At 73.3% G+C, this 25612-nt stretch carries 27 protein-coding genes and 1 tRNA gene; 10 read left to right on the top strand and 18 right to left on the bottom strand.

What is annotated here, in order from left to right; genetic code table 11:
- Nucleotides 1-16 precede the first annotated feature (16 nt).
- Nucleotides 17-102, bottom strand: a tRNA-Leu gene (locus LIV55_RS00995).
- Between the two features lie 141 nt (nt 103-243).
- Here LIV55_RS00995 and LIV55_RS00990 point away from each other — a divergent pair.
- Genes LIV55_RS00990 through LIV55_RS00980 form a run of 3 tightly spaced genes read left to right on the top strand, consistent with a single transcriptional unit; the run spans nt 244 to nt 2005 of the window.
- Entirely contained in the window at nt 244-1017 is a 774-nt protein-coding gene (locus LIV55_RS00990) for a HipA family kinase (RefSeq protein WP_229298917.1), read from the top strand.
- Nucleotides 1014-1394 carry a DUF3037 domain-containing protein gene (locus LIV55_RS00985; protein ID WP_229298916.1) on the top strand — a complete coding sequence of 127 codons (381 nt, stop codon included), beginning with the start codon at nt 1014-1016 and terminating at the stop codon, nt 1392-1394. Before LIV55_RS00990 ends, LIV55_RS00985 begins: the two co-directional genes overlap by 4 nt.
- Nucleotides 1395-1444: 50 nt before the next feature.
- Complete coding sequence (locus LIV55_RS00980; protein WP_229298915.1) at nt 1445-2005, top strand: YbhB/YbcL family Raf kinase inhibitor-like protein; 561 nt, start codon at nt 1445-1447, stop codon at nt 2003-2005.
- Nucleotides 2006-2146: 141 nt separating this feature from the next.
- On the opposite strand, the gene LIV55_RS00975 is transcribed toward LIV55_RS00980, so the two are convergent.
- From LIV55_RS00975 to LIV55_RS00950, 6 genes are all read right to left on the bottom strand, one after another.
- A complete protein-coding gene (locus LIV55_RS00975; protein ID WP_229298914.1) occupies nt 2147-2953 on the bottom strand; it encodes a TrmH family RNA methyltransferase in 807 nt (268 codons plus the stop codon).
- A 9-nt stretch (nt 2954-2962) separates the two neighbouring features.
- Nucleotides 2963-3676, bottom strand: coding sequence for a sulfite exporter TauE/SafE family protein (locus LIV55_RS00970; RefSeq protein ID WP_123091741.1), 714 nt, complete (start codon nt 3674-3676; stop codon nt 2963-2965).
- Nucleotides 3677-3689: 13 nt separating this feature from the next.
- Entirely contained in the window at nt 3690-4460 is a 771-nt protein-coding gene (locus LIV55_RS00965; protein WP_123091740.1) for a sulfite exporter TauE/SafE family protein, read from the bottom strand.
- Between the two features lie 61 nt (nt 4461-4521).
- Complete coding sequence (locus tag LIV55_RS00960) at nt 4522-5784, bottom strand: SPFH domain-containing protein (protein WP_229298913.1); 1263 nt, start codon at nt 5782-5784, stop codon at nt 4522-4524.
- A 61-nt stretch (nt 5785-5845) separates the two neighbouring features.
- Nucleotides 5846-6298, bottom strand: a complete 453-nt coding sequence (locus LIV55_RS00955; RefSeq protein ID WP_123091738.1) for an NfeD family protein — start codon at nt 6296-6298, stop codon at nt 5846-5848.
- A gap of 39 nt (nt 6299-6337) precedes the next feature.
- On the bottom strand, nt 6338-7123 hold the full coding sequence (locus LIV55_RS00950; RefSeq protein WP_191564882.1) for an ABC transporter ATP-binding protein: 786 nt from the start codon (nt 7121-7123) through the stop codon (nt 6338-6340).
- Between the two features lie 30 nt (nt 7124-7153).
- Here LIV55_RS00950 and LIV55_RS00945 point away from each other — a divergent pair, with 30 nt between their 5' ends.
- Complete coding sequence (locus LIV55_RS00945; RefSeq protein WP_201466886.1) at nt 7154-7900, top strand: Rv1486c family protein; 747 nt, start codon at nt 7154-7156, stop codon at nt 7898-7900.
- Nucleotides 7901-7913: 13 nt separating this feature from the next.
- Here LIV55_RS00945 and glgA read toward each other — a convergent pair whose 3' ends face one another.
- Nucleotides 7914-9104 (bottom strand): glycogen synthase, encoded by a 1191-nt coding sequence (gene glgA / locus LIV55_RS00940; protein WP_123091735.1) that lies wholly within the window; start codon nt 9102-9104, stop codon nt 7914-7916.
- A gap of 66 nt (nt 9105-9170) precedes the next feature.
- Here glgA and glgC point away from each other — a divergent pair, with 66 nt between their 5' ends.
- Both glgC and serB read left to right on the top strand, forming a co-directional pair.
- Nucleotides 9171-10421 carry a glucose-1-phosphate adenylyltransferase gene (gene glgC / locus LIV55_RS00935; protein WP_229298912.1) on the top strand — a complete coding sequence of 417 codons (1251 nt, stop codon included), beginning with the start codon at nt 9171-9173 and terminating at the stop codon, nt 10419-10421.
- A 59-nt stretch (nt 10422-10480) separates the two neighbouring features.
- Entirely contained in the window at nt 10481-11167 is a 687-nt protein-coding gene (gene serB / locus LIV55_RS00930; RefSeq protein ID WP_372456480.1) for a phosphoserine phosphatase SerB, read from the top strand.
- A gap of 114 nt (nt 11168-11281) precedes the next feature.
- On the opposite strand, the gene fabI is transcribed toward serB, so the two are convergent.
- Nucleotides 11282-12037 carry an enoyl-ACP reductase FabI gene (fabI, locus tag LIV55_RS00925; protein ID WP_229298911.1) on the bottom strand — a complete coding sequence of 252 codons (756 nt, stop codon included), beginning with the start codon at nt 12035-12037 and terminating at the stop codon, nt 11282-11284.
- A gap of 59 nt (nt 12038-12096) precedes the next feature.
- Nucleotides 12097-12819 carry a 3-oxoacyl-ACP reductase FabG gene (gene fabG, locus LIV55_RS00920; RefSeq protein WP_229298910.1) on the bottom strand — a complete coding sequence of 241 codons (723 nt, stop codon included), beginning with the start codon at nt 12817-12819 and terminating at the stop codon, nt 12097-12099.
- A 150-nt stretch (nt 12820-12969) separates the two neighbouring features.
- Here fabG and LIV55_RS00915 point away from each other — a divergent pair, with 150 nt between their 5' ends.
- Genes LIV55_RS00915 through LIV55_RS00905 form a run of 3 tightly spaced genes read left to right on the top strand, consistent with a single transcriptional unit; the run spans nt 12970 to nt 14311 of the window.
- On the top strand, nt 12970-13248 hold the full coding sequence (locus LIV55_RS00915) for a DUF3099 domain-containing protein (protein ID WP_123091731.1): 279 nt from the start codon (nt 12970-12972) through the stop codon (nt 13246-13248).
- On the top strand, nt 13245-13475 hold the full coding sequence (locus tag LIV55_RS00910; protein WP_191564886.1) for a hypothetical protein: 231 nt from the start codon (nt 13245-13247) through the stop codon (nt 13473-13475). Before LIV55_RS00915 ends, LIV55_RS00910 begins: the two co-directional genes overlap by 4 nt.
- Nucleotides 13472-14311: an SURF1 family cytochrome oxidase biogenesis protein gene (locus tag LIV55_RS00905; protein WP_229298909.1), complete on the top strand. Its 840-nt coding sequence runs from the start codon at nt 13472-13474 to the stop codon at nt 14309-14311. Before LIV55_RS00910 ends, LIV55_RS00905 begins: the two co-directional genes overlap by 4 nt.
- 133 nt (nt 14312-14444) lie before the next feature.
- On the opposite strand, the gene LIV55_RS00900 is transcribed toward LIV55_RS00905, so the two are convergent.
- From LIV55_RS00900 to LIV55_RS00870, 7 genes are all read right to left on the bottom strand, one after another.
- Nucleotides 14445-16316 (bottom strand): ABC transporter ATP-binding protein, encoded by a 1872-nt coding sequence (locus LIV55_RS00900; RefSeq protein WP_123091973.1) that lies wholly within the window; start codon nt 16314-16316, stop codon nt 14445-14447.
- 70 nt (nt 16317-16386) lie between these two features.
- Entirely contained in the window at nt 16387-17070 is a 684-nt protein-coding gene (locus LIV55_RS00895) for a sirohydrochlorin chelatase (RefSeq protein ID WP_191564888.1), read from the bottom strand.
- Nucleotides 17067-18185 (bottom strand): uroporphyrinogen-III C-methyltransferase, encoded by a 1119-nt coding sequence (cobA, locus tag LIV55_RS00890; RefSeq protein ID WP_229298908.1) that lies wholly within the window; start codon nt 18183-18185, stop codon nt 17067-17069. Before cobA ends, LIV55_RS00895 begins: the two co-directional genes overlap by 4 nt.
- Nucleotides 18167-18913: a phosphoadenylyl-sulfate reductase gene (locus LIV55_RS00885; RefSeq protein ID WP_123091727.1), complete on the bottom strand. Its 747-nt coding sequence runs from the start codon at nt 18911-18913 to the stop codon at nt 18167-18169. Before LIV55_RS00885 ends, cobA begins: the two co-directional genes overlap by 19 nt.
- Nucleotides 18910-19092, bottom strand: a complete 183-nt coding sequence (locus tag LIV55_RS00880; protein ID WP_191563893.1) for a hypothetical protein — start codon at nt 19090-19092, stop codon at nt 18910-18912. Before LIV55_RS00880 ends, LIV55_RS00885 begins: the two co-directional genes overlap by 4 nt.
- On the bottom strand, nt 19089-20753 hold the full coding sequence (locus tag LIV55_RS00875; RefSeq protein ID WP_372456479.1) for a nitrite/sulfite reductase: 1665 nt from the start codon (nt 20751-20753) through the stop codon (nt 19089-19091). The genes LIV55_RS00880 and LIV55_RS00875 overlap by 4 nt, the downstream gene beginning before the upstream one ends.
- An 83-nt stretch (nt 20754-20836) precedes the next feature.
- A complete protein-coding gene (locus tag LIV55_RS00870) occupies nt 20837-22435 on the bottom strand; it encodes an ABC-F family ATP-binding cassette domain-containing protein (RefSeq protein WP_191681759.1) in 1599 nt (532 codons plus the stop codon).
- Between the two features lie 169 nt (nt 22436-22604).
- Between LIV55_RS00870 and ypfJ the strand changes: the two genes are divergently transcribed.
- A complete protein-coding gene (gene ypfJ, locus LIV55_RS00865) occupies nt 22605-23510 on the top strand; it encodes a KPN_02809 family neutral zinc metallopeptidase (protein ID WP_229298907.1) in 906 nt (301 codons plus the stop codon).
- On the opposite strand, the gene LIV55_RS00860 is transcribed toward ypfJ, so the two are convergent.
- Entirely contained in the window at nt 23488-25557 is a 2070-nt protein-coding gene (locus tag LIV55_RS00860; RefSeq protein ID WP_229298906.1) for a BNR-4 repeat-containing protein, read from the bottom strand. The two genes, ypfJ and LIV55_RS00860, sit on opposite strands and share 23 nt — an antisense overlap.
- Nucleotides 25558-25612 lie beyond the last annotated feature (55 nt).

The raw sequence follows: 25612 nt of genomic DNA, 5'->3' as shown, positions 1-25612 counted from the left end.
ACTCCTGGTCGACCTGTGTCCGAGGGGGGACTTGAACCCCCATGCCCTAATACGGGCACTAGCACCTCAAGCTAGCGCGTCTGCCAATTCCGCCACCCGGACGAGTGGTGCATCCGGCGGTCTGGGGGACCACCGGGGCAACGTCGAGGACTCTACACCGGGTGCGACGCGGACCGAAATCGGGTTGGCCGTAGGCGTGCTCGAGCCGCCGGAGGTCCTCGGCGCGGGCCGTAGGCTGCCGCCGTGACCCCCCTTCGCCACGTCCGTGCCACCCGGTACGCCGTCCCCCTGCGCGAAGGGGGATCCATGCCCGGCCTCGTCGAGGCCGACGACCTCGGCATGTACGTCGTGAAGATGCGTGGCGCCGGTCAGGGCCTGCCGGTGCTCGTCGCCGAGGTGCTCGTCGGCGAGATGGGGCGGGCGCTCGGCGTCGCCGTCCCCGAGCTCGTCGAGGTCGACCTGTCCGGCGAGATCGCCCGCTTCGAGGCCGACGAGGAGGTCCAGGACCTGCTCACCGCGTCGGTCGGGCTCAACCTCGGCATGGACTACCTGCCGGGTGCCTTCGGCTACGACGGCTCGCAGCCCGCGGACCCCGAGGTCGCCGCGCTCGTCCTGTGGCTGGACGCCTGCACCTCGAACGTCGACCGCACGTGGGCGAACCCCAACCTCCTGCGGTGGGGTGGCCAGGTGTGGGCCATCGACCACGGTGCGGCGCTGTGGTTCCACCACGCGTGGGCACGTAAGGCACCGAGCGCGGATCGCTTCGCCGCCCAGCCCTTCGACGCGTCGACCCACGTCCTGCGCGACCTCGTCGGTGACCTCGGCGAGGTGCACGAGCGGGCCTGCGCCGTGCTCACGCAGGACCGACTCGTCGAGATCGTCGACCTCGTGCCCGACGAGTGGCTCACCCCCGGTGAGCACCTGCCGACGACGCAGGCCATCCGTGACGAGTACGTGGACCACCTCGTCGCCCGCCTCGCCTCCCCCGACGCCTGGTTGCCGGGGGCCTCCCGATGACCCTGCAGACCTACCAGTACGTCGTGCTGCGCTGCGTGCCGCGGGCCGAGCGCGAGGAGTTCGTCAACGTCGGCGTCGTGCTGCGCAGCCAGGGGCACGACTACCTGCGCGCCGCCTTCGCCCTCGACGAGGAGCGGCTGCGTGCCCTGTGGCCCGATCTCGACGTCGCCGCGGTGCACGCGGCGCTCGAGGTCGTCTGCGACGTCGCCCTCGGCCGCACCGGCGGCGGGCGGCCCGATCTCGACGGCGACGGGCGGCGCTTCGGGTGGATCAGCGCCCCCCGCTCGACCGTCGTGCGTCCGGGACCGGTGCACGGCGGCCTCACGCAGGACCCCGCCGCCGAGCTCGAGCGGCTGCTCGACGAGCTCGTGCGCTGAGGTGCCCGCGACCGGCCCCGACGCGTCGCTCGCGTCCTAGGGTCGGGCGCATGGATCTCGACTCCCGCCCCACCGCTCCCGAGCCCTACGACCTCCTGCCGCAGGTGCCGCCCTTCGAGGTGCGCAGCGACACCTTCGCCGACGGGCAGGCGCTGCCCGAGGCGCAGGTCTTCGACGACTGGGGCTTCGAGGGCGGCAACCGCAGCCCGCACCTCGCGTGGTCCGGCGCCCCGGAGGGCACGAAGAGCTACGCCGTCTCCTGCTTCGACCCCGACGCGCCGACGCCCGCGGGCTTCTGGCACTGGACCGTGCTCGGCATCCCGGCCGATGTCACCGAGCTCGCCGAGGACGCGGGCGCCGAGGGCGGCGCGGGCTTGCCCGACGGCGCCTTCATGACGGCGACCGACTACGGCACGAAGGCCTTCGGCGGTGCCGCCCCGCCGGCCGGCGACCGCCCCCACCGCTACGTCTTCGCCGTCCACGCCCTCGACGTCGAGCCCGACGCCCTGCCCGTCGACGACTCCGTGACGTGCACGGTCGCCGCCTTCAACTACCTCGGCGCGACCATCGCCCGCGCCGTCGTCACCGGGACCTACCAGACCCCCGCCTGACCTCCCCCTTCGAAACCCTGCTGGCTGCCCTTCGACGAGCCAGGACCCTGTCGAAGGGGTCCTGGCTCGTCAAGACCCTGCTGGCAGGGTTTTGTCGGAGCGAGGGGGCGTGCACGGCGGGGCGAAGGGGGGTCGGCTCGCTCAGGTGCGCAGGGCCCACGCGGCGACGGCGCTGGCCGCCGCGGCGTTGAGCGAGTCCACTCCCCCGCGCATCGGGATCGTCACGGTGAGGTCGGCCTGCGCGAGCGTGCGCCGCGAGAGCCCGTCGCCCTCGGTGCCGACGACGAGCGCCAGCCGGTCCGGCGGGTCGGCGGCGAGGTCGTCGAGCGAGACGGCGTCGTCGGCGAGCGCGAGCGCGGCGACGACGAGCCCCAGCTCCTGCAGAGCGCCGACGTCCGCCGGCCACTGGTCGAGCCGGGTCCACGGCACCTGGAAGACGGTCCCCATCGACACGCGCACCGAGCGCCGGTAGAGCGGGTCGGCGCAGCGCGGGGTGACGAGCACCGCGTCGACCCCGAGGGCGGCGGCGGAGCGGAAGACGGCTCCGACGTTCGTGTGGTCGACGAGGTCCTCGAGGACGAGCACCCGGCGGGCGTCGCGGCAGACCTCGGCGACGGAGGGCAGGTCGGGCCGGTGCATCGAGGCGAGCGCGCCGCGATGGAGGTTGAAGCCGGTGATGCCCTCGACGACCTCGGGCTCGCCGACGTACACCGGCACCCCGTCCTCCTCGCACGCGGCGACGACGTCGGCGAGGTCGTCGAGCCAGCGCGGCGACATGAGCAGCGAGCGCGGGCGGTGGCCTGCTGCGAGCGCACGCCGGATGACCTTCTCGGACTCGGCGAGGTAGAGACCGCCCTCGGGCTCGAGGACGCGGCGCAGCGCGACGTCGGTGAGGCCGACGTAGTCGCGCAGGCGCGGGTCGGCGGGGTCGGTGATCGTCTCGGGCACGGCGCGAGCCTAGGTGAGCAGCGCGCGGCCGGTGACGACGACGCTGGAGACGACGCACAGCGCGAGGACTCCGTGGCGCATCGCCGTGCGCGGCAGGCGGTCCTGGACCGGCCGGGCGAGCAGCATGCCCGCGACGACGAAGGGGACCCACACGGCCGAGGTCGTCATCTGCTCGCGAGTCACCTGGCCGCTCACGGCGAGCGAGAGCAGGGAGGCCGACGAGCCGACGACGAAGAAGGCCGACAGCGTCGAGCGGATCCGTACGGGGTCCTCGTGCTGGAGGACGATCGCGAGGAAGGGCCCGCCGATCGAGGCGGCCGTGCCGGAGACACCGGTGATGGCCCCGGCCCCGAGCGCGGTCGAGGGCCGGGCGGTCGTCTCGACCGTGCGGATGCTCAGCACCGTCGAGACGAGCACGAGCAGGCCGACGGCGACGGCGATGCCGCGCGTGGGCAGGACATGGACGAGCCAGGCCCCGACCGGGGTGAGCGCGAGCCGCCCGCCCAGGGCCCAGCCGAGCAGTCGTCGGTCGACGTCGCGCGGGCCCGAGAGCAGCTGCAGGAGCGGCAGGACGAGACCGAGCACGAGGAGCGAGGCCGGCATGAGCTCGGGCTCGAGCAGGACGACGAAGGGGGCGGCGACCACCGCGATCCCGAAGCCGAGGCTGGCCTGGACGAAGGAGCCCACGAGCACGACGACGCCGAGCAGGAGCGTCGTCGTCACGAGGGGGCGGTCGTCACGGGAAGAAGACCATCTTGACGATGCCGACGACCCCGATGACGACGATGACCGAGCGCAGCACGACGGGCGGCAGGCGCCGTCCGACCCGCGCCCCGACGAGCCCCCCGACGAGGGCGCCGCAGCCCACCGCGAGGACGATCGTCCACGAGACGAGCTCGGGCGAGACGACGACGAAGACGAGCGAGCCGACGGCGTTGACGACCGTGCCCAGGGCGTTCTTCACGCCGTTGAGCCGCTGCAGCGGCTCGGGGCTCAGCGAGCTGAGCAGGCCGATGAGGATGACACCCTGGGCCGCACCGAAGTAGCCGCCGTACACACCGGCGACGAGGACCCCGGACATGAGGGCGACGACCTGCCAGCGCGGCTCGACGCCGTCGTGGTGCTGGCGGGCGGCCCAGCGCTGCATGCGCGGGCCGAAGATCACGAGCAGCAGGCCGATCCCGATGAGGACCGGCACGATGGTCTCGAAGGCCTCCGCGGGCAGCCACAGCAGCAGCAGGGCCCCGATGACGGCACCGAGGAGCGACATCGGCACGAGGCGCAGGACGAGCCGCTTCGCCCCGCGCAGCTCGGGCAGGTAGCCCCACGTGCCGGTGATGCCCCCGGCGACGAGGCCGATGGAGTTCGAGACGTTGGCGGTGACGGGCGGCACGCCCATGGCGAGCAGCGTCGGGAAGGTCACGAGCGTCCCGGAGCCGACGACGGTGTTGATCCCCCCGGCCCAGACGCCCGCGAGGACGACGAGCAGCACCTCCCACCACGACACCCGGACAGCCTAGGTGGCTGCCCGGGTGTCGTCGGCACGGGGTGGGGCGAAGGGGTGTCGCTCAGAGCGGGGGACGCCCCGGCGCCGGGGGCCCGGCCGGTCCGGCGGGCGGGCCCTCGGACTCCGGGGGCTCCGGGGCGACCGGGGGCGGCGGGCTCGCCGGCGCCGTCGCGTCGCTCTCGGCCGGTGCACCTGCGCCCGTCGCGTCCTCGCTCGCCGGACGGGGCTGCGGCAGCCGCACGCCCTGGCCCTGACCGCTCGAGGGCTGCACCCGGCTGGCGGGCGTCGCGTGCTCACTCGCCTCGCGGCTGGCCTGCCCGGCCTGGCCGCGGGCCTCCTTGAGGGCCTCGGCCGGGTCCTCGAGCGCGGTCTCGGCGAAGGCGTTGTCCTCGGGTCCGTCGACCTCGACGAAGGGCTCGTCGTCCAGCCCGCCGTCGCTGCCGGGGGCCGCGCCGCCGCCGAGCATGCCGCCCATCGCCTTGAGGGCGTCGGTGACCTCCGAGGGGATGATCCACATCTTGTTGCTGTCGCCGCGCGCGATCTGCGGCAGGACCTGGAGGTACTGGTAGGCGAGCAGCTTCTGCGTCGGCTTGCCGCGGTGGATCGCGTCGAAGACCTGCTGGATGGCGCGGGCCTGTCCCTGGGCCTCGAGGATGCGGGCCTGGGCCGAGCCCTCGGCGCGCAGGATCTGGCTCTGCTTCTCGCCCTCGGCGGTGAGGATCGCCGACTGCTTCGTGCCCTCGGCGTTGAGGATGGCCGCGCGGCGGTCGCGCTCGGCCTTCATCTGCTTCTCCATCGACTCCTGGATCGACATCGGCGGGTCGATCGCCTTGAGCTCGACGCGGTTGACGCGGATGCCCCAGCGCCCGGTCGCCTCGTCGAGGGCGCCACGGAGCTGGCCGTTGATCTGGTCGCGCGACGTGAGCGTCTGCTCGAGGTCGAGCGAGCCGATGACGTTGCGCAGGGTGGTCACCGTCAGCTGCTCGATGCCCTGGATGAAGTTGGCGATCTCGTACACCGCGCTCTTGGCGTCGATGACCGTGTAGTAGATGACGGTGTCGATGTTGACGACGAGGTTGTCGCTCGTGATGACCGGCTGCGGCGGGAAGCTGACGACCTGCTCGCGCAGGTCGATGTTCGCGCGGACCTTGTCGACGAAGGGCACGAGGATGTGGATGCCGCCCTCGAGGGTGCGCGAGTAGCGACCCAGCCGCTCGATGATGAGCGCCGTCTGCTGCGGCACGATGCGCACGGTCTTGAAGAGGATGACCAGCGCGAAGGCGACGAGCGCGGCCAGGAAGACGAGGATGGGGATGCTCTCCATGTCGTGTCCTTTGGGTGGGGTGGGTGGCCCCGGCGGTGACCGGGTCCCCCTGCGGTGCCCGTCAGGCGGGCTGGTTGGTGACGACGACGGTGGCGCCGTCGATCTGCAGGACTCGGACCTCCTCGCCGGGCTCGCAGGCGGGAGCGCCGTCGGGGACCCGCGCGCTCCACACCTCGCCGGCGAGCTTGACGCGGCCGTCGGTCTCGGTCACGGTCTCGATGACCCGGGCGAGCCTCCCCTGCAGCGCCGCGGACCCGATGGACCCGGAGGCCTCGGACGTCGCGAACTGGCGCTTGACGAGGGGCCGGACGAGCCCGATGAGCAGCATGGCGACGAGGACCGCGAGGACGACCTGGAGGGAGAAGACCACCCCGGAGCCGGCGGCGAGCGCGCCGGCGAGGGCGCCCCCGGCGAGCATGATGAAGACGAAGTCGGCGGTGGCCGCCTCGACGGCGACGAAGATCATCGCCAGCGCGATCCAGGCCAGCCACAGGTTGTCGCTCAACCACTCCATGTCAGCGTCCTCTCGTGTGCCCGGCCAGGTCCGGCGCGGTCATCGTCGTGCTCGGGCGGCCCATCGCTCGCCGTGCTGCTCGAGCTCGAGCGGCAGGCCGAAGGTGTCGGTGAGGTTCTGCGCGGTGAGGGTGATCTCGATCGGGCCCTGGGCGACGACCTGGCCCTCGCGCAGCAGGAGGATGTCGGTGAAGTGCGGCGGGATCTCCTCGACGTGGTGGGTCACCATGACGAGGGCCGGCGACGCGAGGTCCTCGGCGATGGCGCCGAGCCGGGCGACGAGATCCTCACGACCACCGAGGTCGAGGCCCGCGGCGGGCTCGTCGAGGAGCATGAGCTCGGGGTCGGTCATGAGCGCGCGGGCGATCTGGACCCGCTTGCGCTCCCCCTCCGACAGGGTGCCGAAGGTGCGCTGCGCGAGGTGGGCCGCCCCGAGCGCGTCGAGCAGCTCGGTCGCGCGCTCGTGGTCGAGCTCGTGGTACTCCTCGCGCCAGCGCCCGGTGACGCCCCACGACGCCGTGACGACGACGTCACGGACGAGCTCCTGGGGCGGGATCGCGGAGGCGAGCGCTGACGACGCGAGACCGATGCGGGGCCGCAGCTCGAAGACGTCGACCGCGCCGAGGACCTCGCCGAGGACACCGGCGACACCGGTCGTCGGGTGGATGCGGCCGGCGGCGAGCTGGAGCAGCGTGGTCTTGCCGGCGCCGTTGGGTCCGAGGACGACCCAGCGCTGGCCCTCCTCGACCTCCCAGTCGACCCCGTCGAGCAGATCGGTGCGCCCACGGCGCACCCCTACTCCGGCGAAGGCGAGGACATCACTCATGACCTGACCCTATCTGCCTACGATGCCCAGGTGTTCGAGCTCCCCGGCAGTGTGCGCGTCGCCCTCTGGGCGACGGTCGTCATCGGCAGCGGCGGCGACCTCGCCGGCGTCGCCCCTCGGGCCCTGCCCGACGTCGACCACGTCGCCGGGCTGCTCGACCGGCTCACCCTGTGGCGCGACCTCGGCGAGGGCGCGGTCCTCGTCGCGCTGCCGAGCGCCGGTCACGTCGCCTCGCTCCCCCGCACCGACGACGAGGCGCGCGACGCCGCCGTCGAGGCCGGCGAGGCGCTCTTCGTCGCGGGCATCGGCGGCGTGCTCGTCCCCGAGCACTCGACGTACGGGTCGTCCGGCCGACGGGTCGACTGGCACGCCTTCGACGCCGAGCCGGTGCCGGTGCACCGGGTCGAGGCCCTCTCGCACCGCCAGCTCGAGCGCGACCTCATGGAGCTCGTGACGACCGCCCGCGACGACCTCGAGCGGGTGGGCGGGCAGCCCTTCGCCGACTCCCTCGCACGCGAGATCGCCGACAACCGGCTCGGCGGCGCGTGGGGCCTGCCCGACGCGCTCGACGACCGTGCCTACCGGGTCATCACGCTCGCGGGCACCGTGGGTGCGGCCGCCCGGATCGGCACGGAGCACTCCGGTGCGATCGACGCGCGGACCGCGGCCGACCGAGACGCGACGCTGCTCGCGCTGGCGCGCGGTGCCGACCGGCTCCTAGCGGACGCGACGAACGCCGCGTGCGCCCAGCTCGCCGGCTGGGTCCCCGCCCGCTGACGCCTGAGCGGACCTAGCGCAGGACCGAGCCGTACACCTCGAGGGTGCGCTCGGCGATGCTGCCCCAGGAGAACTCCTCGACCGCACGCCGACGGCCCGCCTCGCCGCGCTGACGCGCGCGCTCGGGGTCGCTCACCGCGTCGGTGAGAGCCGCCGCGAGGTCGCGCACGAAGCCGTCCGGGTCGACCGGGGTGCCGGTGCCGTCCTGGACCTGCTCGATGGGCACGAGCCAGCCGGTCGTGCCGTCGGCGACGACCTCGGGGATGCCACCGGTCGCGGTGCCGACGACGGGCAGGCCGCAGGCCATCGCCTCGAGGTTGACGATCCCGAGGGGCTCGTACACCGACGGGCAGACGAAGACGGTGCCGGAGGTGAGGACGGCGACGACCTCGTGACGCGGGAGCATCTCGGCGATCCAGACGACGCCGTCGCGCACCTCGCGCAGCTCGGCGATGAGGCCCTCGACCTCGGCCTGGATCTCGGGGGTGTCGGGCGCGCCGGCGCACAGGACGAGCTGGACCTCGGGCGGCAGCAGCCGGGCGGCGCGCAGCAGGTGGGGCAGGCCCTTCTGCCGGGTGATCCGCCCGACGAAGACGACGCTCGGGCGCGCCGGGTCGATCCCGTGCCGGGCGAGCACCGCCTCGTCGGCGCGGGGCTGCCACTGCTCGGCGTCGATGCCGTTGTGCACGACCCGCACCCGGTCGGGCTCGACCTGGGGGTAGGAGCGCAGGATGTCGGCCCGCATCCCGTGGCTCACGGCGATGATCGCGGCGGCGGACTCGTAGGCGGTGCGCTCGACCCACGAGCTGAGGGCGTAGCCGCCCCCGAGCTGCTCGGCCTTCCACGGCCGCAGGGGCTCGAGGCTGTGGGCGCTCACGACGTGGGGCACCCCGTGGAGCAGGCTCGCGAGATGACCGCCGAGGTTGGCGTACCAGGTGTGCGAGTGCACGAGGTCGGCGCCGGCGCAGTCCTGGGCCATCGTGAGGTCGACGCCCATCGTCTGCAGCGCGGGGTTCGCCCCCGAGAGCTCGGCGAGGTCCGGGTAGCCGGTGGTCCCCCCTTCGTCCCTCGGGTCGCCGAAGCAGCGCACCTGGACATCGAGGTCACCCCGCCCCCGCAGGGCGCGGGTGAGCTCGGCGACGTGCACACCGGCTCCCCCGTAGATCGCCGGCGGGTACTCCTTGCTCAAGATGTCGACGCGCACGTGCCCACCGTAGGGCGAAGGCGATAGGTTCGTCACCCGAGCCCACACCCAGACAAGGGAGCCGGTATGTCTCGCCGCGGAGCACCGAAGGTCCTCGTCATCGTCCTCGCCGGCGGGGAGGGCAAGCGGCTCATGCCGCTCACCGCCGACCGGGCCAAGCCCGCCGTCCCCTTCGGCGGCAACTACCGCCTCATCGACTACGCCCTGAGCAACGTCATCAACTCCGGCTACCGGCAGGTGGTCGTGCTCACGCAGTACAAGTCGCACAGCCTCGACCGGCACGTCTCCCAGGCCTGGCGGATGTCGACGATGCTGGGCAGCTACGTCGCGGCGATCCCGGCGCAGCAGCGTCTCGACAAGTCCTGGTACACGGGCAGCGCCAACGCGATCTACCAGTCGCTCAACGCGATCCGCGACGAGCGGCCCGACATCGTCGTCGTCGTCGGCGCCGACCACGTCTACCGCATGGACTTCTCGCAGATGGTCGACCAGCACCTCGAGAGCGGCGCCGGGTGCACCGTCGCGGCCATCCGTCAGCCCATCGGGCTCAGCGACCAGTTCGGCGTCATCGAGGTCGACGCAGCGGACCCGACGCGCATCTCGGCCTTCCGGGAGAAGCCGACCGACGCGATCGGCTTGCCGGACTCCCCCGGCGAGGTCTACGCGTCCATGGGCAACTACGTCTTCACCACCGACGCGCTCGTCGACGCGGTGACACGCGACGACACCGTCGAGGGCAGCAAGCACGACATGGGCGGCGACATCGTCCCCGACTTCGTCAGCCGCCAGGACGCCTACGCCTACGACTTCAACGCCAACGAGGTGCCCGGTGCGACCGAGCGCGACCGCGCGTACTGGCGTGACGTCGGGACGCTGGACAGCTACTACGAGGCCCACATGGACCTCACCTCGATCCACCCGATCTTCAACCTCTACAACTACGACTGGCCGATCTACACCCACCAGCAGCCCCACCCGCCGGCGAAGTTCGTCCACGGCGACCAGGGCCGCTTCGGCGAGGCGCTCAACAGCTGCGTCGCCCCCGGCGTCGTCGTCTCCGGGGCCCGGGTCAACAACTCGATCCTGTCGCCGCAGGTGCACCTGCACAGCTACACGACCGTCGAGGACTCGGTGCTGCTCGACCGGGTCGACGTCGGCCGGCACGTGCAGCTCCAGCGGGTCATCGTCGACAAGGACGTGACGATCCCCGAGGGCACGAAGATCGGCGTCGACCGCGAGCACGACGAGGCCCGCGGCTTCGTCGTCACCGAGAGCGGGCTGACGGTCGTCGGCAAGGGCCAGGTCGTCACGCCCTGACGGTCCGCGCCGCGGACGGGTGGTCGGCCGGCGCGACGGCTCGGCTAGCGTCGCCGCTCGTGGACACCACCGCCCCGATGCTGCTCGTCATGGACGTCGACTCCACCCTCATCCAGGCCGAGGTCATCGAGCTCGTCGCCGAGCACGCCGGCACGCGTGACGAGGTCGCCGCGGTGACCGAGGCAGCGATGCGCGGCGAGCTCGACTTCGCGCAGAGCCTGCACGCCCGGGTCGCGACCCTCGCCGGCCTGCCGGTCTCGGTCCTCAACGACGTCCGCGCCGCTGTGCCGCTCACCCCGGGTGCCCGCACTCTCGTCGGCGCCTTCCGCGAGCGCGGCTGGCCGGTCGGGCTGGTCTCCGGGGGCTTCGTCGAGGTTGTCGAGCCGCTCGCCGCGGCGCTGGGCATCGAGCACGTGCGGGCCAACCGCCTCGAGGCCGAAGGGGGCCGTCTCACCGGCCGCGTCGACGGCCCGGTCGTCGACCGGGAGGCCAAGGCCGACTTCCTGCGCGAGCTCGCGGCCGCCTCGGGCGTGCCGCTCGAGCGCACGGTCGCCGTGGGCGACGGGGCCAACGACCTCGACATGATCGCGGCGGCAGGCACCGGTGTGGCCTTCTGCGCCAAGCCGGCGCTGCGCGACGCCGCTGACGTGCGGGTCGACGAGCCCGACCTCGCCCTCGTCCTGGACGCCCTGGGCCTCACCGCAGAGCGGTCCCCCGACGACGAGGGCTCGCTCCCCCTTCGCTGACGGGGCTCCACTTTCCCGCCCAGGGCGGGAAAGCTCGACCTCGGGAAAGAACATTTCCTTCCCGAGGTCGCATGTTCCCGCCCTGGGCGGGAAAGCTGAGGTCTCGCGCGGGGGCTACAGGCCCATCGCGTGGACGCCGCCGTCGACGTGGAGGATCTCGCCGGTCGTCGCGGGGAACCAGTCGGAGAGCAGCGCGGCGCACGCACGGGCGGTGGGCACCGGGTCGCCGACGTCCCAGCCGAGCGGCGCACGGCTGTCCCAGCTCTCCTCGAACTGCTCGAAGCCGGGGATCGACTTCGCGGCGGTCGTGCGGATCGGGCCGGCGGCGACGAGGTTGCAGCGCACGCCCTTCGGGCCGAGGTCACGCGCGAGGTAGCGGTTGGTCGACTCGAAGGCCGCCTTCGCGACGCCCATCCAGTCGTAGACCGGCCAGGCGAAGGAGGCGTCGAAGGTGAGCCCGACGACCGAGCCGCCCGCGCTCATCCGCGGCAGCGCCGCGACGGCGAGCGCCTTGAGCGAGTAGGCGGAGACGTGCAGCGCCGTGCTCACGTCCTCCCACCCGGCCTCGAGGAAGTTGAAGGCACCTTCGGGCGCGAAGCCGATCGAGTGCAGCACCCCGTCGAGCTGCTCGCAGTGCTCGCCCAGACGCTCGGCGAGGCTGTCGAGGTGCTCCTGGTCGGTGACGTCGAGCTCGATGACCGGTGCGGTCTCGGGCAGGCGCCGCGCGATGGTCTGGGTGATGCGCATCGTGCGCCCGAAGCTCGTGAGGATGACCTTCGCCCCCTGCTCCTGCGCGATCTTCGCGACGTGGAAGGCGATGGAGGACTCCATGAGGACGCCGGTGATGAGGAAGGTCTTGCCGGTGAGCATGGTGCGCCTTTCGCAGGGGGGTGGGTCGGTGACGAAGGGGGTGGGTCGGGTGGCGCGGGTCAGTGACCCATGCCGAGGCCGCCGTCGACGGGGATGACCGCGCCGGAGATGTACCCGGCGTCGTCGGAGGCGAGGAAAGAGACCGCCCCGGCGATCTCGCCCGGCTGGGCGAAGCGGCGGGCCGGGATGGCCGCCTTGTACTCGGCCTGGGTCTTCTCGGCGAGCTCGGCGGTCATGTCGGTCTCGACGAAGCCCGGTGCGACGACGTTGGCGGTGATGCCCCGGGCGCCGAGCTCGCGGGTGATGGACCGGGCCATGCCGACGAGGCCGGCCTTGCTCGCGGCGTAGTTGACCTGCCCGGGAGAGCCGTAGAGGCCGACGACGCTCGAGACGAGGACGACCCGGCCGAAGCGGCCCTTGACCATCCCCGTCGTCGCGCGGCGCACGCAGCGGAAGGCGCCGGTGAGGTTGGTGTCGACCACCCGCGAGAAGTCGTCCTCGGTCATCCGCATGAGGAGGGTGTCGTTCGTGATGCCGGCGTTGGCGACGAGCACCTCGACGCTGCCCCCGAGGATCTCCTCGGCCGCGGTGAAGGCGGCGTCGACCGAGCTGCTGTCGCCGACCTCGCAGGCCACGACGTCGAGGCCCTCTACGACGTCGCCGGAGCGCGAGGTGACGACGACGTGGTGACCGTCGGCGACGAGCCGGTCGGCGACCGCCCGTCCGATGCCTCGGTTGCCACCGGTCACCAGGACCCGCCTCGGGGTGGGTGTCGCTGCCATGGCGGCGCTCCGCCTCGCTCTCGTGTCGCGGTCAGGTCGATGACGCACCGCCTGTGCCGTGCGTCACTGCCCGACGCTAGAGCACTACCGCCTGGTAGGTGAAGCCGCCTCGCGCCGTGGACGCCCAGGATCGCGGCGTACGCTGACGAGGTGCCCCACGCCCCCGACGTCGCCTCGGTCACGAGCGCGGCCCCGCCCGCCTCGGTGGACCGGCGTCGCCGCACCCGCAACTACCTGCTGACGATGGCGCTGCGCACCGCGTGCTTCGTCATGGCCTACCTCTTCGAGGGCTGGCTGCGATGGACCTGCGTCGTCCTCGCCGTGCTGCTGCCCTACGTCGCCGTCGTCATCGCCAACGCCGTCGGCCCGCGTCGTGGCACCCCGATGTCCTCGGCGGGACCGGTCGACCGGGCACAGATCACCCGATGAGCCTCGCGGACGAGCCGCTCGTCTGCAGCGCGAAGGGGTGTCGCCGGACGGCGGTGCGCGCCGTCGTGTGGCGCAACCCCCGCCTGCACGACGAGACGCGGCGCAAGGTCTGGCTGGCCTGCGAGGAGCACACGAGCACGCTGCACGAGCACCTCTCGGTACGTGGCTTCCCCGTCCGGCTCGCCGAGCTCGACGCGATCCCGCCCGAGGGGCACCCGTGGGCATGAGCGTCGCCGAGCACCGGGCCGTGCTGCGCCGGGCCGTCACCCCGCCGTGGCTGCGGTGGTGGCTCGTCGCGGTCCTCGTGGCCGTCGCCTGCTACTACCTCGGGCAGTGGCAGTGGGGCCGCTACGAGGACAAGGCCGCCCGGGCCGACCGCATCGAGCGCCACTATGCAGCACCCGCACAGCCGGTGGGCGAGGTGCTCGCTACCTCACCGATGCCCCTCGAGCGCGAGTGGACCCGGGTGCAGGCCCGCGGCGAGTACCTCGACGGCGACCTGCTCGCCCGCAACCGGCCCCGGGACGGCGTGTACGGCTACGAGGTGCTCTCCCGGCTCGAGCTCGACGACGGCTCGGTGCTCGTCGTCGACCGCGGCTGGATCCCCAACTCCGACGAGGGGGCCGAGGTGCGTCCCGACGTGCCGGCCCCGCCCTCGGGGCAGGTCGAGGTGACGGGGTGGGTGCGTCAGGGCGAGCGATCCCTCGACCGCGACCCGATCCCCGGCCAGCTGTCGAGCATCAACCTCGCCGAGGCATCGCAGGAGTGGGGCGACCAGGCCCTGCTCGGCGGGTACGTCGTGCGGCAGCAGGAGCAGCCCGCTGCGGACCCGACGCCCCTCGACCTCGACGCCCCCGACACGGGCACGGGCCCGCACATGGCCTACGCGATCCAGTGGTGGCTCGTCATCCCCGCGGTCTTCGTCCTCATCTGGTTCTTCGTGCGGCGCGAGGAGCGCGACGCCGTGGCGGCGCTCGAGGACGCGCAGGTGCCCGACGAGACCGCCCCCGCTCCCCCGCCCCGCCGCGCGAAGGTGCGGATCTGGGACGAGGAGGACGGCTGAGCGCTCAGCCTCGGCGCGGGTAGAGGTATCCGGACGAGTCCCAGCACTCCCGGATACCTCGACCCGGGCTCACGAGGACCTCCGGGCGTGCCGGAGCTGCGGCGAAGGGGGTGCCGGGCAGGCGGGCGTCCCGTCAGCCGACAGGGGCGTCGGCCTCGGCGAACTGGGTGCGGTAGAGGTCGGCGTACAGCCCGCCCCGGGCGAGCAGCTCGTGGTGCGTGCCGCGCTCGGCGATCTCGCCGCCGTCGACGACGAGGATCTGGTCGGCGCCGCGGATCGTGCTCAGCCGGTGGGCGATGACGATCGACGTGCGCCCGGCCAGGGCGATCTCGAGCGCCCGCTGGACCGCCGCCTCGGACTCGCTGTCGAGGTGGGCCGTGGCCTCGTCGAGGACGACGACCGCCGGCGCCTTGAGCAGCAGGCGGGCGATCGCCAGGCGCTGCTTCTCGCCGCCGGAGAGGCGGTGCCCGCGGTCGCCGACGACCGTGTCGAGCCCCGACGGCAGCGACTCGACGAGGTGCCAGATCTGCGCGGCCCGCAGCGCCTGCTCCATCTGCTCGTCGGTGGCCTCGGGCCGCACGAAGAGCAGATTGCCGCGGATGGTGTCGTGGAAGAGGTGGGCGTCCTGGGTGACGACGGCGACGCTGTCGTGCAGCGAGCGCAGCGTGGCGTCGCGCAGGTCGACCCCGCCGACCCGGACCGCGCCCGCCGTCGGGTCGTAGAGGCGGGCGACGAGCGCCGTGAGCGTCGTCTTGCCCGCCCCGCTCGGCCCGACGAGGGCGGTGAGGGTGCCGGCCGGGGCGTCGAGGCTCACGCCGCGCAGGATCTCGCCGGACCCGGCACGGTCCCCGGTCGCCCGGGCCTCGAGCGAGGCGAGCGAGACCTCGTCGGCGGAGGGGTAGGCGAAGTGGACGTCGTCGAGCTCGACGTCGAGGGCGTCACCCTGCGGGAGGTCCCGCGCGCCCTCGCGCTCCTGGATGCTCGGACGCAGGTCGAGCACCTCGAAGAGGCGGGCGAAGGAGACGAGGGTCGTGAGGATGTCGACGCGCACGTTGGAGATCGCCGTCAGCGGGCCGTAGAGGCGTCCGAGCAGGGCGGCGAGCGCGAGGAGCGTGCCGACCGACAGCGTGCCGTCGACCGCCATGATCCCGCCGACCCCGTAGACCATCGCCGTCGCCAGCGCGGCGATGAAGGTGAGCAGGACGAAGAAGAGCGCGCGGTTGACGGCGATGACGACGCCGATGTCGCGCACCCGGGACGCCCGGCTGTCGTACTCGGCGAGCTCGTGCTCGGGGTGGCCGAAGATCTTCACGAGCAGGGCCCCGCCGACGTTGAAGCGCTCGGTCATCTGGGTGCCGAGGTCGGCGTTGTGCCCCATCTGCTCGGCGGTGAGCACGGCCAGCCGCCGGCCCATCCACCGCGCCGGCAGGATGAAGAAGGGCACGAGCGCGAGCGAGGCGAGGGTGAGCTGCCACGACAGGAGCGCCATCGCGCCGATGATGAGCACGAGCGAGATGACGTTGCTCACGACGCTCGACAGCACGGAGGTGAAGGCGCTCTGCGCGCCGATGACGTCGGTGTTGAGCCGGGTGACGAGCGCCCCGGTCTGCGCCCGGGTGAAGAAGGCGATGGGCTGGGCGAGCACGTGCTCGAAGACCTGGGTGCGCAGCCGGTAGATGAGCCCCTCGCCGATCCGCGCGGAGTACCAGCGCTGGGCGATCGTCGTCACCGCCTCGACGACGGCGACGAGCGCGACGAGCAGGGCGAGCCCGACGACGACGTCGCGCCGCTGGGGGGTGATGCCGTCGTCGACGAGACGCCCGAGGATGAGCGGAGCCGCGACCACCGTGCTCGAGGACAGCGCGACGAGCACGAGGAAGGCGGCGATGGTGCCGCTCATGCCCCGCGCGTACGAGAGCACCCGACGACCCGTGCCGGGCGGGAGCGGCGATCGTGTCGCGCCCGCGTCCTGGGTCATCGAGCGCATCAGCTGCCAGCTCGTCATGCTCACCCGCTCATCATCCCTCTCACCACCGACGACGCCGACCAGCGTGCGACCTCAGGTGCAGGTGAGGTCAAGCCGGGGTGGCGCGCAGCGCGACGAGCTCGACGACCGAGCGGGTCCGGCCCAGGCCCCCGCGCACGAAGTCGGCCCCGTGCTCGCCGGCGAGGCGCTCGGCGGCGTCGTGCAGGACGCCCTCGGCGAGGGTGAAGGCGAGGACGACGAGCCGGTGACCGGCCTGCGCGGCCTGACCGACCGCCTCCGCGACGACCTCCGGCTCGCGCAACGTCGTGCCCCGCCACCGGCCCCAGCCGGGCCGCGGGTGGTCGACGAGCAGCTCGTCGAGGGACCGCCTCGCGGTGCCGTCGGAGCTGCCGCCGGCGACGAGCAGGACGTCGGTGCCCGGGTCGGGAGCGTGCCCCGCCGAGGCGAGCCGCTCGACGACCGCGTCGAGGAGCAGGGGGTGCGGTGCGAGGGGGTCGGTGACCCGGACCTGGGCACCCCCGGTGGCGAGCTCACGCGCCGCCCGGGGCACGTCGGTGCGCGCGTGGTAGGCCGGGGTGATGAGCATCGGCACGACGACGACCTCGCCGGTGAGCTCGCGGCCGAGCGCGGCCGCGGACGGCTCGTCGGTCTCGAGGTAGGCCAGGCGGACCGGCGTGCCGGGCCGCGCCGAGCGCAGGCCGTCGGCGACCGCCTCGATCCCCTGGCGGTGACGCGGGTCGGGCGAGCCGTGGGCGAGCAGGACGGTGGTCATGCCGTCGAGCCTGCCAGGAGCCGCGCCACATGCTCCGGCACGGTGACCACCTCGCCGACGACGACGACGGCGGGGGCTCGCACCCCTTCGGCCTCGGCGTCCGCGGCCGCCCGCGACAGGGTGGTGCGGGTGACCCGCTGGCCGGACATCCACCCGCGCTCGACGATCGCGACGGGCGTGCCGGGGGCGCGTCCCGCGGCGACGAGGTCGGCGGCGGTCCGGCCCAGCGCGGTGACCCCCATGAGCAGGACGAGGGTCGCGTCCTGCGGCGCGTCGCGCAGCCCGTCGAGCGACGGGCCGGCCCCCTCGTGCGCCGACGCGACGACGAAGGAGGTCGTGATGCCGCGATGGGTCACCGGGATGCCGACGGCGGCGGGGACGGAGATCGCGCTCGTGATCCCGGGGACGACCTCGACGGCGATGCCGTGGGCGGCGCAGTGCAGCGCCTCCTCTCCCCCGCGGCCGAGGACGAAGGGGTCGCCCCCCTTGAGCCGCACGACGTCGAGCCCGCGGCGGGCACGGTCGACGAGGATCTCGTTGATCCGGTCCTGCGGGACGGGGTGGCGGTCGCGGTGCTTGCCGACGTCGACGACCTCGACGTGGGCCGGCAGGTCGTCGAGGAGGTCGACCGGCCCGAGCCGGTCGGTGACGACGACGTCGGCCTGCGCGAGCAGACGGGCGCCGCGCACGGTGATGAGGTCCGGTGCGCCCGGACCGCCGCCGACGAGGGCGACCCGCCCGACCCGCCCGTCCCCGTGATTACGAGCCGCCCGGGGCTGGTGCTCGGCGCGCACGCACCACACGCCCGCCTCCTCGGCAGCCCGGGCCACGGCGCCGTCGGTCGCCGGGTCGCCGGTCGCCGCGTGGACGAGCCAGACGCGGTCCGGCCCGGAGAGGTCGGCGGGTTCGAAGGGGGCAGCACGCCAGGTGAGCCCGGCCCGTCCGGCGAGCCCGGGGTCGACCTCGGGCGCGAGGAGGAGCACCCGGGCGCCCGCCACCAGGCAGCCCTCGGCCTCGCGCACCGCAGCCGGCCCGCCCCCGACGACGAGGACGAGCCGGTCGGTGAGGTCCAGGCCGAGGCGGTAGCCGCCCGCGCTCACGTGTGCAGGCCGCACTCGACCTTGTCGGTGCCCGACCAGCGCCCGGCGCGGGCGTCCTCGCCCTCGGCGACCGGTCGGGTGCACGGCGCGCAGCCGATCGAGGCGTAGCCGCTCTGACGAAGGGGGTTGAGGAAGACCCCGTGCTCGTCGACGTAGCGGTCGACGTCGTCCTGGGTCCACCCGGCGATGGGGTTGAGCTTGGCCATGCCGCGGCGGTCGTCCCAGCCGACGAGCTCGATGTCGGAGCGGGTCGGGGCGTCCTCACGGCGCATGCCGGTCACCCAGGCGTCGTAGCCCTCGAGGGCGCGGTTCATCGGCTCGACCTTCCGCATCGCGCAGCACGCGTTGGGGTCGCGGTCGTGCAGCCGCGGGCCGTGCTCCGCGTCCTGCTCGGCGACGGTGAGCCGCGGCAGGATCGTGCGGATCTGCACCGGGAGCATCGCCTCGTAGGCGTCGCGGGTGCCGAGGGTCTCGGCGAAGTGGTACCCGGTGTCGAGGAAGAAGACGTCGGCGCCCGTGAGGGTCGTGCCGAGGAGGTGCACGAGCACCTCGTCGCCCATCGACGACGCAGTCGTCAGACCTGCGCCGTACGTCTCGTGCGCCCAGCGCAGGGTCTCGCGGGCGAGCTCGACGCGGCCCTCGTAGGTGTCCCCGCGCTCGGCCTCGAGCGCGGCGAAGCGGTGCTGCGCCTCGTCGGCGGCACTGCGGGCGGGCGGCTCGGGGGTGCGGACGGGCTCGGTCATGACGGCTCCTCGGGGGTCGAGCTGAGCGGCGCCGCGAGGTCGCGGTCGCTGCCGTGGAGGGTGACGGAGAAGACGCGCACGCACGACCCGCAGACCCAGGCGCCCGAGGGCTCGGGCGCGGGACGCAGGTCCTGCTCGGCGCAGAACGGGCAGTGGTAGACGGGGGTGACCCGGCTCACCGGATGTCGTCCTCGTCGGCGCGGCGCGCCCACAGGGCGAAGGACTCGCCCGGCTCGCGCTGCGCGAGGTAGGTGCGCGAGACCCGCTCGACGTAGTCGGGCAGCTCGTCGGCGCGCACCTTGAGGGCGCGGGTCTTGCGGGCCAGCGCGGGCTCGACGCCGAGCGCTCCGCCGAGGTGGACCTGGTAGAGCTCGACGACCTCGCCGTCCTCCCCCTTCGCCACCATGCCCTTGAGGCCGATGTCGGCGACCTGGCTGCGGGCGCACGAGTTGGGGCACCCGTTGAGGTGGATCGAGAAGGGCACCTCCATCTCGGGCAGACGCTCCTCGAGCTGCTCGACGGTCCACCGGGCGCGTGCCTTGGTCTCGGTGAGCGCGAGCTTGCAGAACTCGATGCCCGTGCACGCCATGACGCCCCGCCGCCACTCGCTGGGCCGCGCGGGCAGGCCGAGCCCGTCGAGGGTCGCGACGAGCTCGTCGGAGGCAGCCGGGTCGACGTCGAGGACGAGCAGCTTCTGGTGCGGGGTGAGGCGCACCCGGCCCGAGCCGGCCGCCTCGGCGGCGTCCGCGACGGCGTGCAGGGTCGTGCCGCTCACGCGGCCGCCGACCGGCGCGACGCCGACCCAGACCCGACCGTCCTGCTGCTCGTGGACGCCGACGTGGTCGCGGCGCAGGTCGCCGGGCACCTCGGGGGCCGGGCCGTCGGGCAGCGCACGGCCGAGGTAGTCCTGCTCGAGGACCTCGCGGAAGCGCTCGGGGCCCCAGTCGGCCATGAGGAACTTCAGCCGGGCGCGGTTGCGCAGCCGGCGGTAGCCGTGGTCGCGGAAGATGCCGCAGACGCCGGCCCAGACCTCCGGGACCTCCTCGAGGGTGACGAAGGTGCCCAGCCGCTGCGAGAACATCGGGTTCGTCGACAGCCCGCCGCCGACCCACAGGTCGAAACCGGGGCCGAGCTCGGGGTGCTCCACCCCGACGAAGGACACGTCGTTGATCTCGTGCGCGACGTCGAGGCTCGGGCTGCCGGAGATCGCGGTCTTGAACTTGCGCGGCAGGTTCGAGTACTCCGGGCTGCCGAGGTAGCGCGAGAGGATCTCCTCGACCGCGGGGGTGCCGTCGACCACCTCGTCGGCGGCGATGCCCGCGACGGGCGAGCCGAGGACGACGCGGGGCACGTCGCCGCACGCCTGGGTCGAGCCGAGGCCGACGGTCTCGAGGCGCTCCCAGATCGCGGGCACGTCCTCGACCCGGATCCAGTGCAGCTGGATGTTCTGCCGGTCGGAGATGTCGGCGGTGTCGCGGGCGAAGTCGGTGCTGATGTCGGCGACGGCTCGCAGCTGCTCGACCGACAGGGCGCCGCCGTCGGAGCGGATGCGCATCATGAAGTACTCGTCGTCGAGCCCGTCCTCACCCGTGTGGGTGCCGTCGAGGCCCTGCTTGCGCTGGGTGTACAGGCCCCACCAGCGCATCCGCCCGGTGAGGTCGTCCGGCGCGATCGAGGCGAAGCCCTCGCGGCTGTACGTGTCGAGGATCCGCTGGCGGACGTTGAGGCCGTCGTCCGCCTGCTTGAACTCCTCGTTGTGGTTGAGCGGGGTGCGGTCCCCGTCGGCCCAGGCACCGGTGGCCTTCGTGCGGGTCGGTCGCTCGGGTCGCGTCACAGTCACCGCCTCAGGATAAACCTCGTGTTATGCCACCCATAATCGCGTCTTATGCGCTGGACGGCCGCTGGACGACCTCTGGCCGGACGTCAGGCGAGGCCCACGAGGTCGCGGTAGTCCGCGCCCCAGAGGTCCTCGACGCCGTCCGGGAGCAGCAGGATCCGCTCGGGCTGGAGGGCGTCGACGGCCCCCTCGTCGTGAGTCACGAGGACGACCGCGCCCTTGTACGTCGAGAGCGCGCCGAGGATCTCGGCCCGGCTCGCCGGGTCCAGGTTGTTCGTCGGCTCGTCGAGGAGCAGGACGTTGGCGCTCGAGACGACGAGCAGCGCGAGCGAGAGCCGGGTCTTCTCGCCGCCGGAGAGCACACCGGCCGGCTTCTCGACGTCCTCGCCGGTGAAGAGGAAGGAGCCGAGCACCTTGCGCACATCGGTCTCGCCGAGGTCCGGCGCTGCCGACTTCATGTTGTCGAGCACCGAGCGGTCGACGTCGAGGTTCTCGTGCTCCTGGGCGTAGTAGCCGAGCTTGAGCCCGTGCCCGGGCTCGACCTGTCCGGTGTCGGGCGCGTCGACGCCCGCGAGCATCCGCAGCAGGGTCGTTTTGCCCGCGCCGTTGAGTCCGAGCACGACGACCTTGCTCCCCCGGTCGATGGCGAGGTCGACGTCGGTGAAGATCTCCTGGCTGCCGTAGCTGCGCGACAGCCCGCTCGCCCGCAGCGGGGTGCGCCCGCACGCCGCCGGCTCGGGGAAGCGCAGCTTGGCGACCTTGTCCTGGGTCCGCTCCCCCTCGACACCGGCGAGCATCCGCTCGGCGCGCCGGATCATCTGCTGGGCGGCGACGGCCTTCGTCGCCTTGGCCCGCATCTTCTCGGCCTGCTCCATGAGGGCGCCGGCCTTCTTCTGGGCGTTGGCGACCTCGCGCTTGCGGCGCCGCTCGTCGGTCTCGCGGGCCTGGATGTAGGCCTTCCAGCCCATGTTGTACTGGTCGAGCTCGCAGCGGTTGGCGTCGAGGTGGAAGACGCGGTTGACGACGACCTCGAGCAGCTCGACATCGTGGCTGATGATGATCAGCCCGCCCTTGTAGCCCTTGAGGTGGTCGCGCAGCCAGGCGATGGAGTCGGCGTCGAGGTGGTTCGTCGGCTCGTCGAGCAGCAGCGTCTCGGCCCCGCTGAAGAGGATCCGCGCGAGCTCGACGCGACGGCGCTGACCACCGGAGAGGGTCTCCAGCGGCTGGTCCATCCGGTGCGCGTCGATGTTGAGGGCGGAGGCGATCGCGCTCGCCTCCGACTCGGCGGCGTACCCGCCGGCGGCGTCGAACTCCGCGTCGAGACGGGCGTAGGCGCGCATCGCCTTCTCCATCGTCTCGGTGTCGGCGCTGGCCATCCGCTGCTCGGCGCGCGAGCGCTCGGTGACGATCGTGTCGAGCCCGCGGGCCGAGAGGATGCGCTGGCGCGCGGTGATGCTCAGGTCTCCGGTGCGGGGGTCCTGCGGCAGGTAGCCGACCTCGCCGCTGGAGTGGATCGTCCCCGCCGCCGCCTGCGTCTGCCCCGCGATGACCTTCGTCAGGGTGGTCTTGCCGGCGCCGTTGCGCCCGACGAGACCGACGCGGTCGCCCGCGGCGACCCGGAAGCTCGCCTCCTCGAGGAGGATGCGCGAGCCGGCGCGCAGCTCCACGGACGTGGCGGTGATCATGGGTCTCCTGGCGGGGGCGAAGGGGGACCCGCGCCCCCTTCGTCGGCGGTGCGGGCGGGTCGGCGGACGGCGGGGCTGCAAGCCTCGTCACGGGTCCACCGAGGTCTAGTCTAAGCGGCACTCACGGCGGGCCGACCGGCCTGGCCGCAGCCTCGGAAGGGCACCCTCGATGAGCTTCAACGACAACGCGTCCCTCGACACCTCCCGGATGGGCGGCGGAGGGGGCGGCGGCCGCGGTCCGGTGGTCGCCGGCGGTGGGCTCCTCGGGCTCATCGTGCTCGTGCTCTCGCTCTTCTTCGGCGGCGGTCTGCCCGGGGGCGACGGCGGCACCGACTCCCAGGGCGGCGGCCAGAGCCAGGGCTTCGAGGAGTGCAAGACCGGCGCCGACGCCAACCGCAGCGCGAAGTGCCGCATGGTCGGCGGCGAGAACAGCCTCTACGACTTCTGGAGCAACCAGCCGCAGGTCAAGGCGGCTCTGGAGAAGCAGGGCCAGGACTTCCCGCCCGCGACGCTCAACGTCTACTCCGGCACGACCCAGTCGCAGTGCGGCACCGCGAGCAACCAGGTCGGCCCCTTCTACTGCCCCCTCGACCGCGGCATCTACATCGACACCGACTTCTTCTCGATCATGGAGAGCCAGCTCGGCGCGCAGGACGGCCCGCTCGCCGAGCTGTATATCCTCGCCCACGAGTACGGGCACCACGTGCAGAACCTCTACGGCGTCCTCGAGGAGTCGCAGAAGGACCCGCGCGGCGCCGACTCCGGCGCGGTGCGCGTCGAGCTCATGGCCGACTGCTTCGCCGGCATGTGGGTCCAGGACGCGAGCGGCACGAAGGACGCGAACGGCGTCACGCTGCTGAAGGAGCCCACGGACGAGCAGATCCGCAACGCGCTCGGCGCCGCGAAGTCCGTCGGCGACGACGAGATCCAGAAGAAGTCGAGCGGCCAGGTCAACCCCGAGGACTGGACCCACGGGTCGGCCAAGGCCCGCCAGGGCTGGTTCATCAAGGGGATGAAGGCCCAGAGCATCAACGACTGCGACACCTTCGAGGTCAGCGACCCCGAGAACCCGTGAGGGCGCGGGGCCGCGGCGCGTGACGTCTCGGCTCACTGCCCGTCCGGTGCGACGAGCTCGTGGCCGAGCCCCAGGGCGCCTGGGCCGGCACGTGGAGGCGCACGCGCGTCCCCTTCGGGTAGTACCGGTTCACCGGGAGGTGGACCGACCCGGCCGCGTCGGTGAGCCGGCTGCCCGTGCGGAACTCCTGCTGGTCCGTGCCCGGCTTGCGCACGAGGAGCCAGGCGGGGGTGCCGGCGCGCGGCGAGCCGTCGCGCCGGGCGGTGACGGAGGCGGAGACGCCGACCCCGCGGTCCCAGCCGGTGCGCCACGTCGAGTCGAGGTCGATCGCCGTCGTGTCGGTCTCGACGGCCGCAGCCGTCGTCGTCGCGCTCCCCCAGCCGCCGGCGGACGGCACGTCGACGCGCACGCGGGTGCCCCGAGGGTAGTAGCGGTTGACGGCGAGGTGCACGCTCCCGTCGGCACCGGTGAGCCGGCTGCTCATCGCCCGCTCCGGCTGCCCCGGCAGCCGGGCCATGAGCCGGGCGCGCACCCCGGGCAGGCCGCGGCCGCCGACGCCCTCGGTGATCGTGCTCGTGATCCCCTTCCCACGGGCCCACCCGATCGGCCAGGTCGAGGTGAGGTCGACCGGGGCGGGGTCGCTCGTCGACATCGTCACCGTGGTGTCCCACAGGCCGTTGTTGAAGGTCGTGTACGGACCGGCCAGCCAGGCGACGTCGACCGGCCCGTCCTGGGCTCCCCAGGGGGTCGCCGGCGTGCGGTTGCCCTGGGTCGAGCCGGACGTCACCGGTCGTCGCTGCCAGGTCTGGCCCTCGTCCGCCGTGCGGTACTCGACGAGCTCGCGCTCCCCGACCGACCCGGGTCCCTGGACGAGGAAGACCCGACCGGGGTCGTCGTGGCGCATCGTGATGCCGGACGGCTGCGGGCCGGGGGCCCGGTCGAGGGTCGTCGCGGCCCAGCCGCCGGCGCCGAGGCGGAACCACTTGTAGGTCCACATGTCGGTGGCGACGTCGCCCGTCGTGAGGACGAGCGCCGGCCGCCCCGCGGCGTCGAGGGCGATGTCGTAGATCCGGGCCCGGCCGTCGGCGCTGCGCCCGTCGTAGACGAGCGTGGCCTCGCGCGGGTCGATCGGCCGCGGCGCCGTGCCGCCGGACCCGGCGACCTCGCTCAGCGTGCGGATCGTCGAGCCGTCGCTGCGACGGAAGACCCCGTCGGCGAGCGTGAGGTGGTACATCGAGCTCAGCTGGGTCGGCGTCGCCATCGTGTCGGAGACGGCGACGTGGATGGTGCGCCGCCCGTCGGTGACGAACTTCGGGTAGGGCGCGTTCTCGCGGGTGGGGTGGTCGAAGAGGCGCACCGCGGGGGTCCACCGCACGAGGTCCTTGCTGCGGGTCATCACCCAGGCGTTGTCCACCGCCCGGCGGGTGAAGAGGTGGTAGCGGTAGGCGCCCTCGCTCAGCTGGAGCATCACCGTGTACGTCACCCGGTCGCGCTCCAGCCCGGAGCCGACGAGGCGCTGGGTGGGTCCGAAGGTCGTGACGTCCCCCGCCTGCTCGGTGACCCGGTAGCGCGCCGGCACCGCCGCGTGACCGTTCCAGAAGGCGGCGATGCGGCCGTCCGGCAGCTCGGTGAGCGACGGGGCGTTGTGGTCGTCGGGCTGGAAGCGGGCGTGCAGGACGGCGTGGGAGAGCTCGGCGCTGCCGCGCGCGACGCGCGTCACCTGGATGTCGCCGTTGTTGCGCACGCTCGAGAGGTAGGTCGCCGTCGACGTGCCGAGCACCCGGGGGTCCATGTACCACGACCACGCCGAGGACGTGACGACCCGGGCGGTCCGCGTCGACGTCGCGGTGCGCCGGGGCGCGACCGTCCGCGCGCGGACGACCGGCTGGCGGGTCGAGCTCAGCGCGCCGCGGGCGACGTCACCTCGGGTCATGTACGGCTCGGGCAGCGGGTCCGGCCCGGCTGCCCGACCGGGCGCCGCCGGCGCGAGGCCGAGCAGCGCGGTGCCGAGCACGGCGACGAGCATGGTGGTGGTCCGACGGCGCACTGCGTGATCTCCCCTGGCTGCGGCCGCGACCGTCCCAGGTCGTCGGCTCCGCAGG

Origin of the sequence: Janibacter melonis, assembly GCF_020567375.1 — a bacterium.
Lineage (GTDB): Bacteria > Actinomycetota > Actinomycetes > Actinomycetales > Dermatophilaceae > Marihabitans > Marihabitans melonis.
This window is presented reverse-complemented; position numbering and strand designations above follow the sequence as displayed.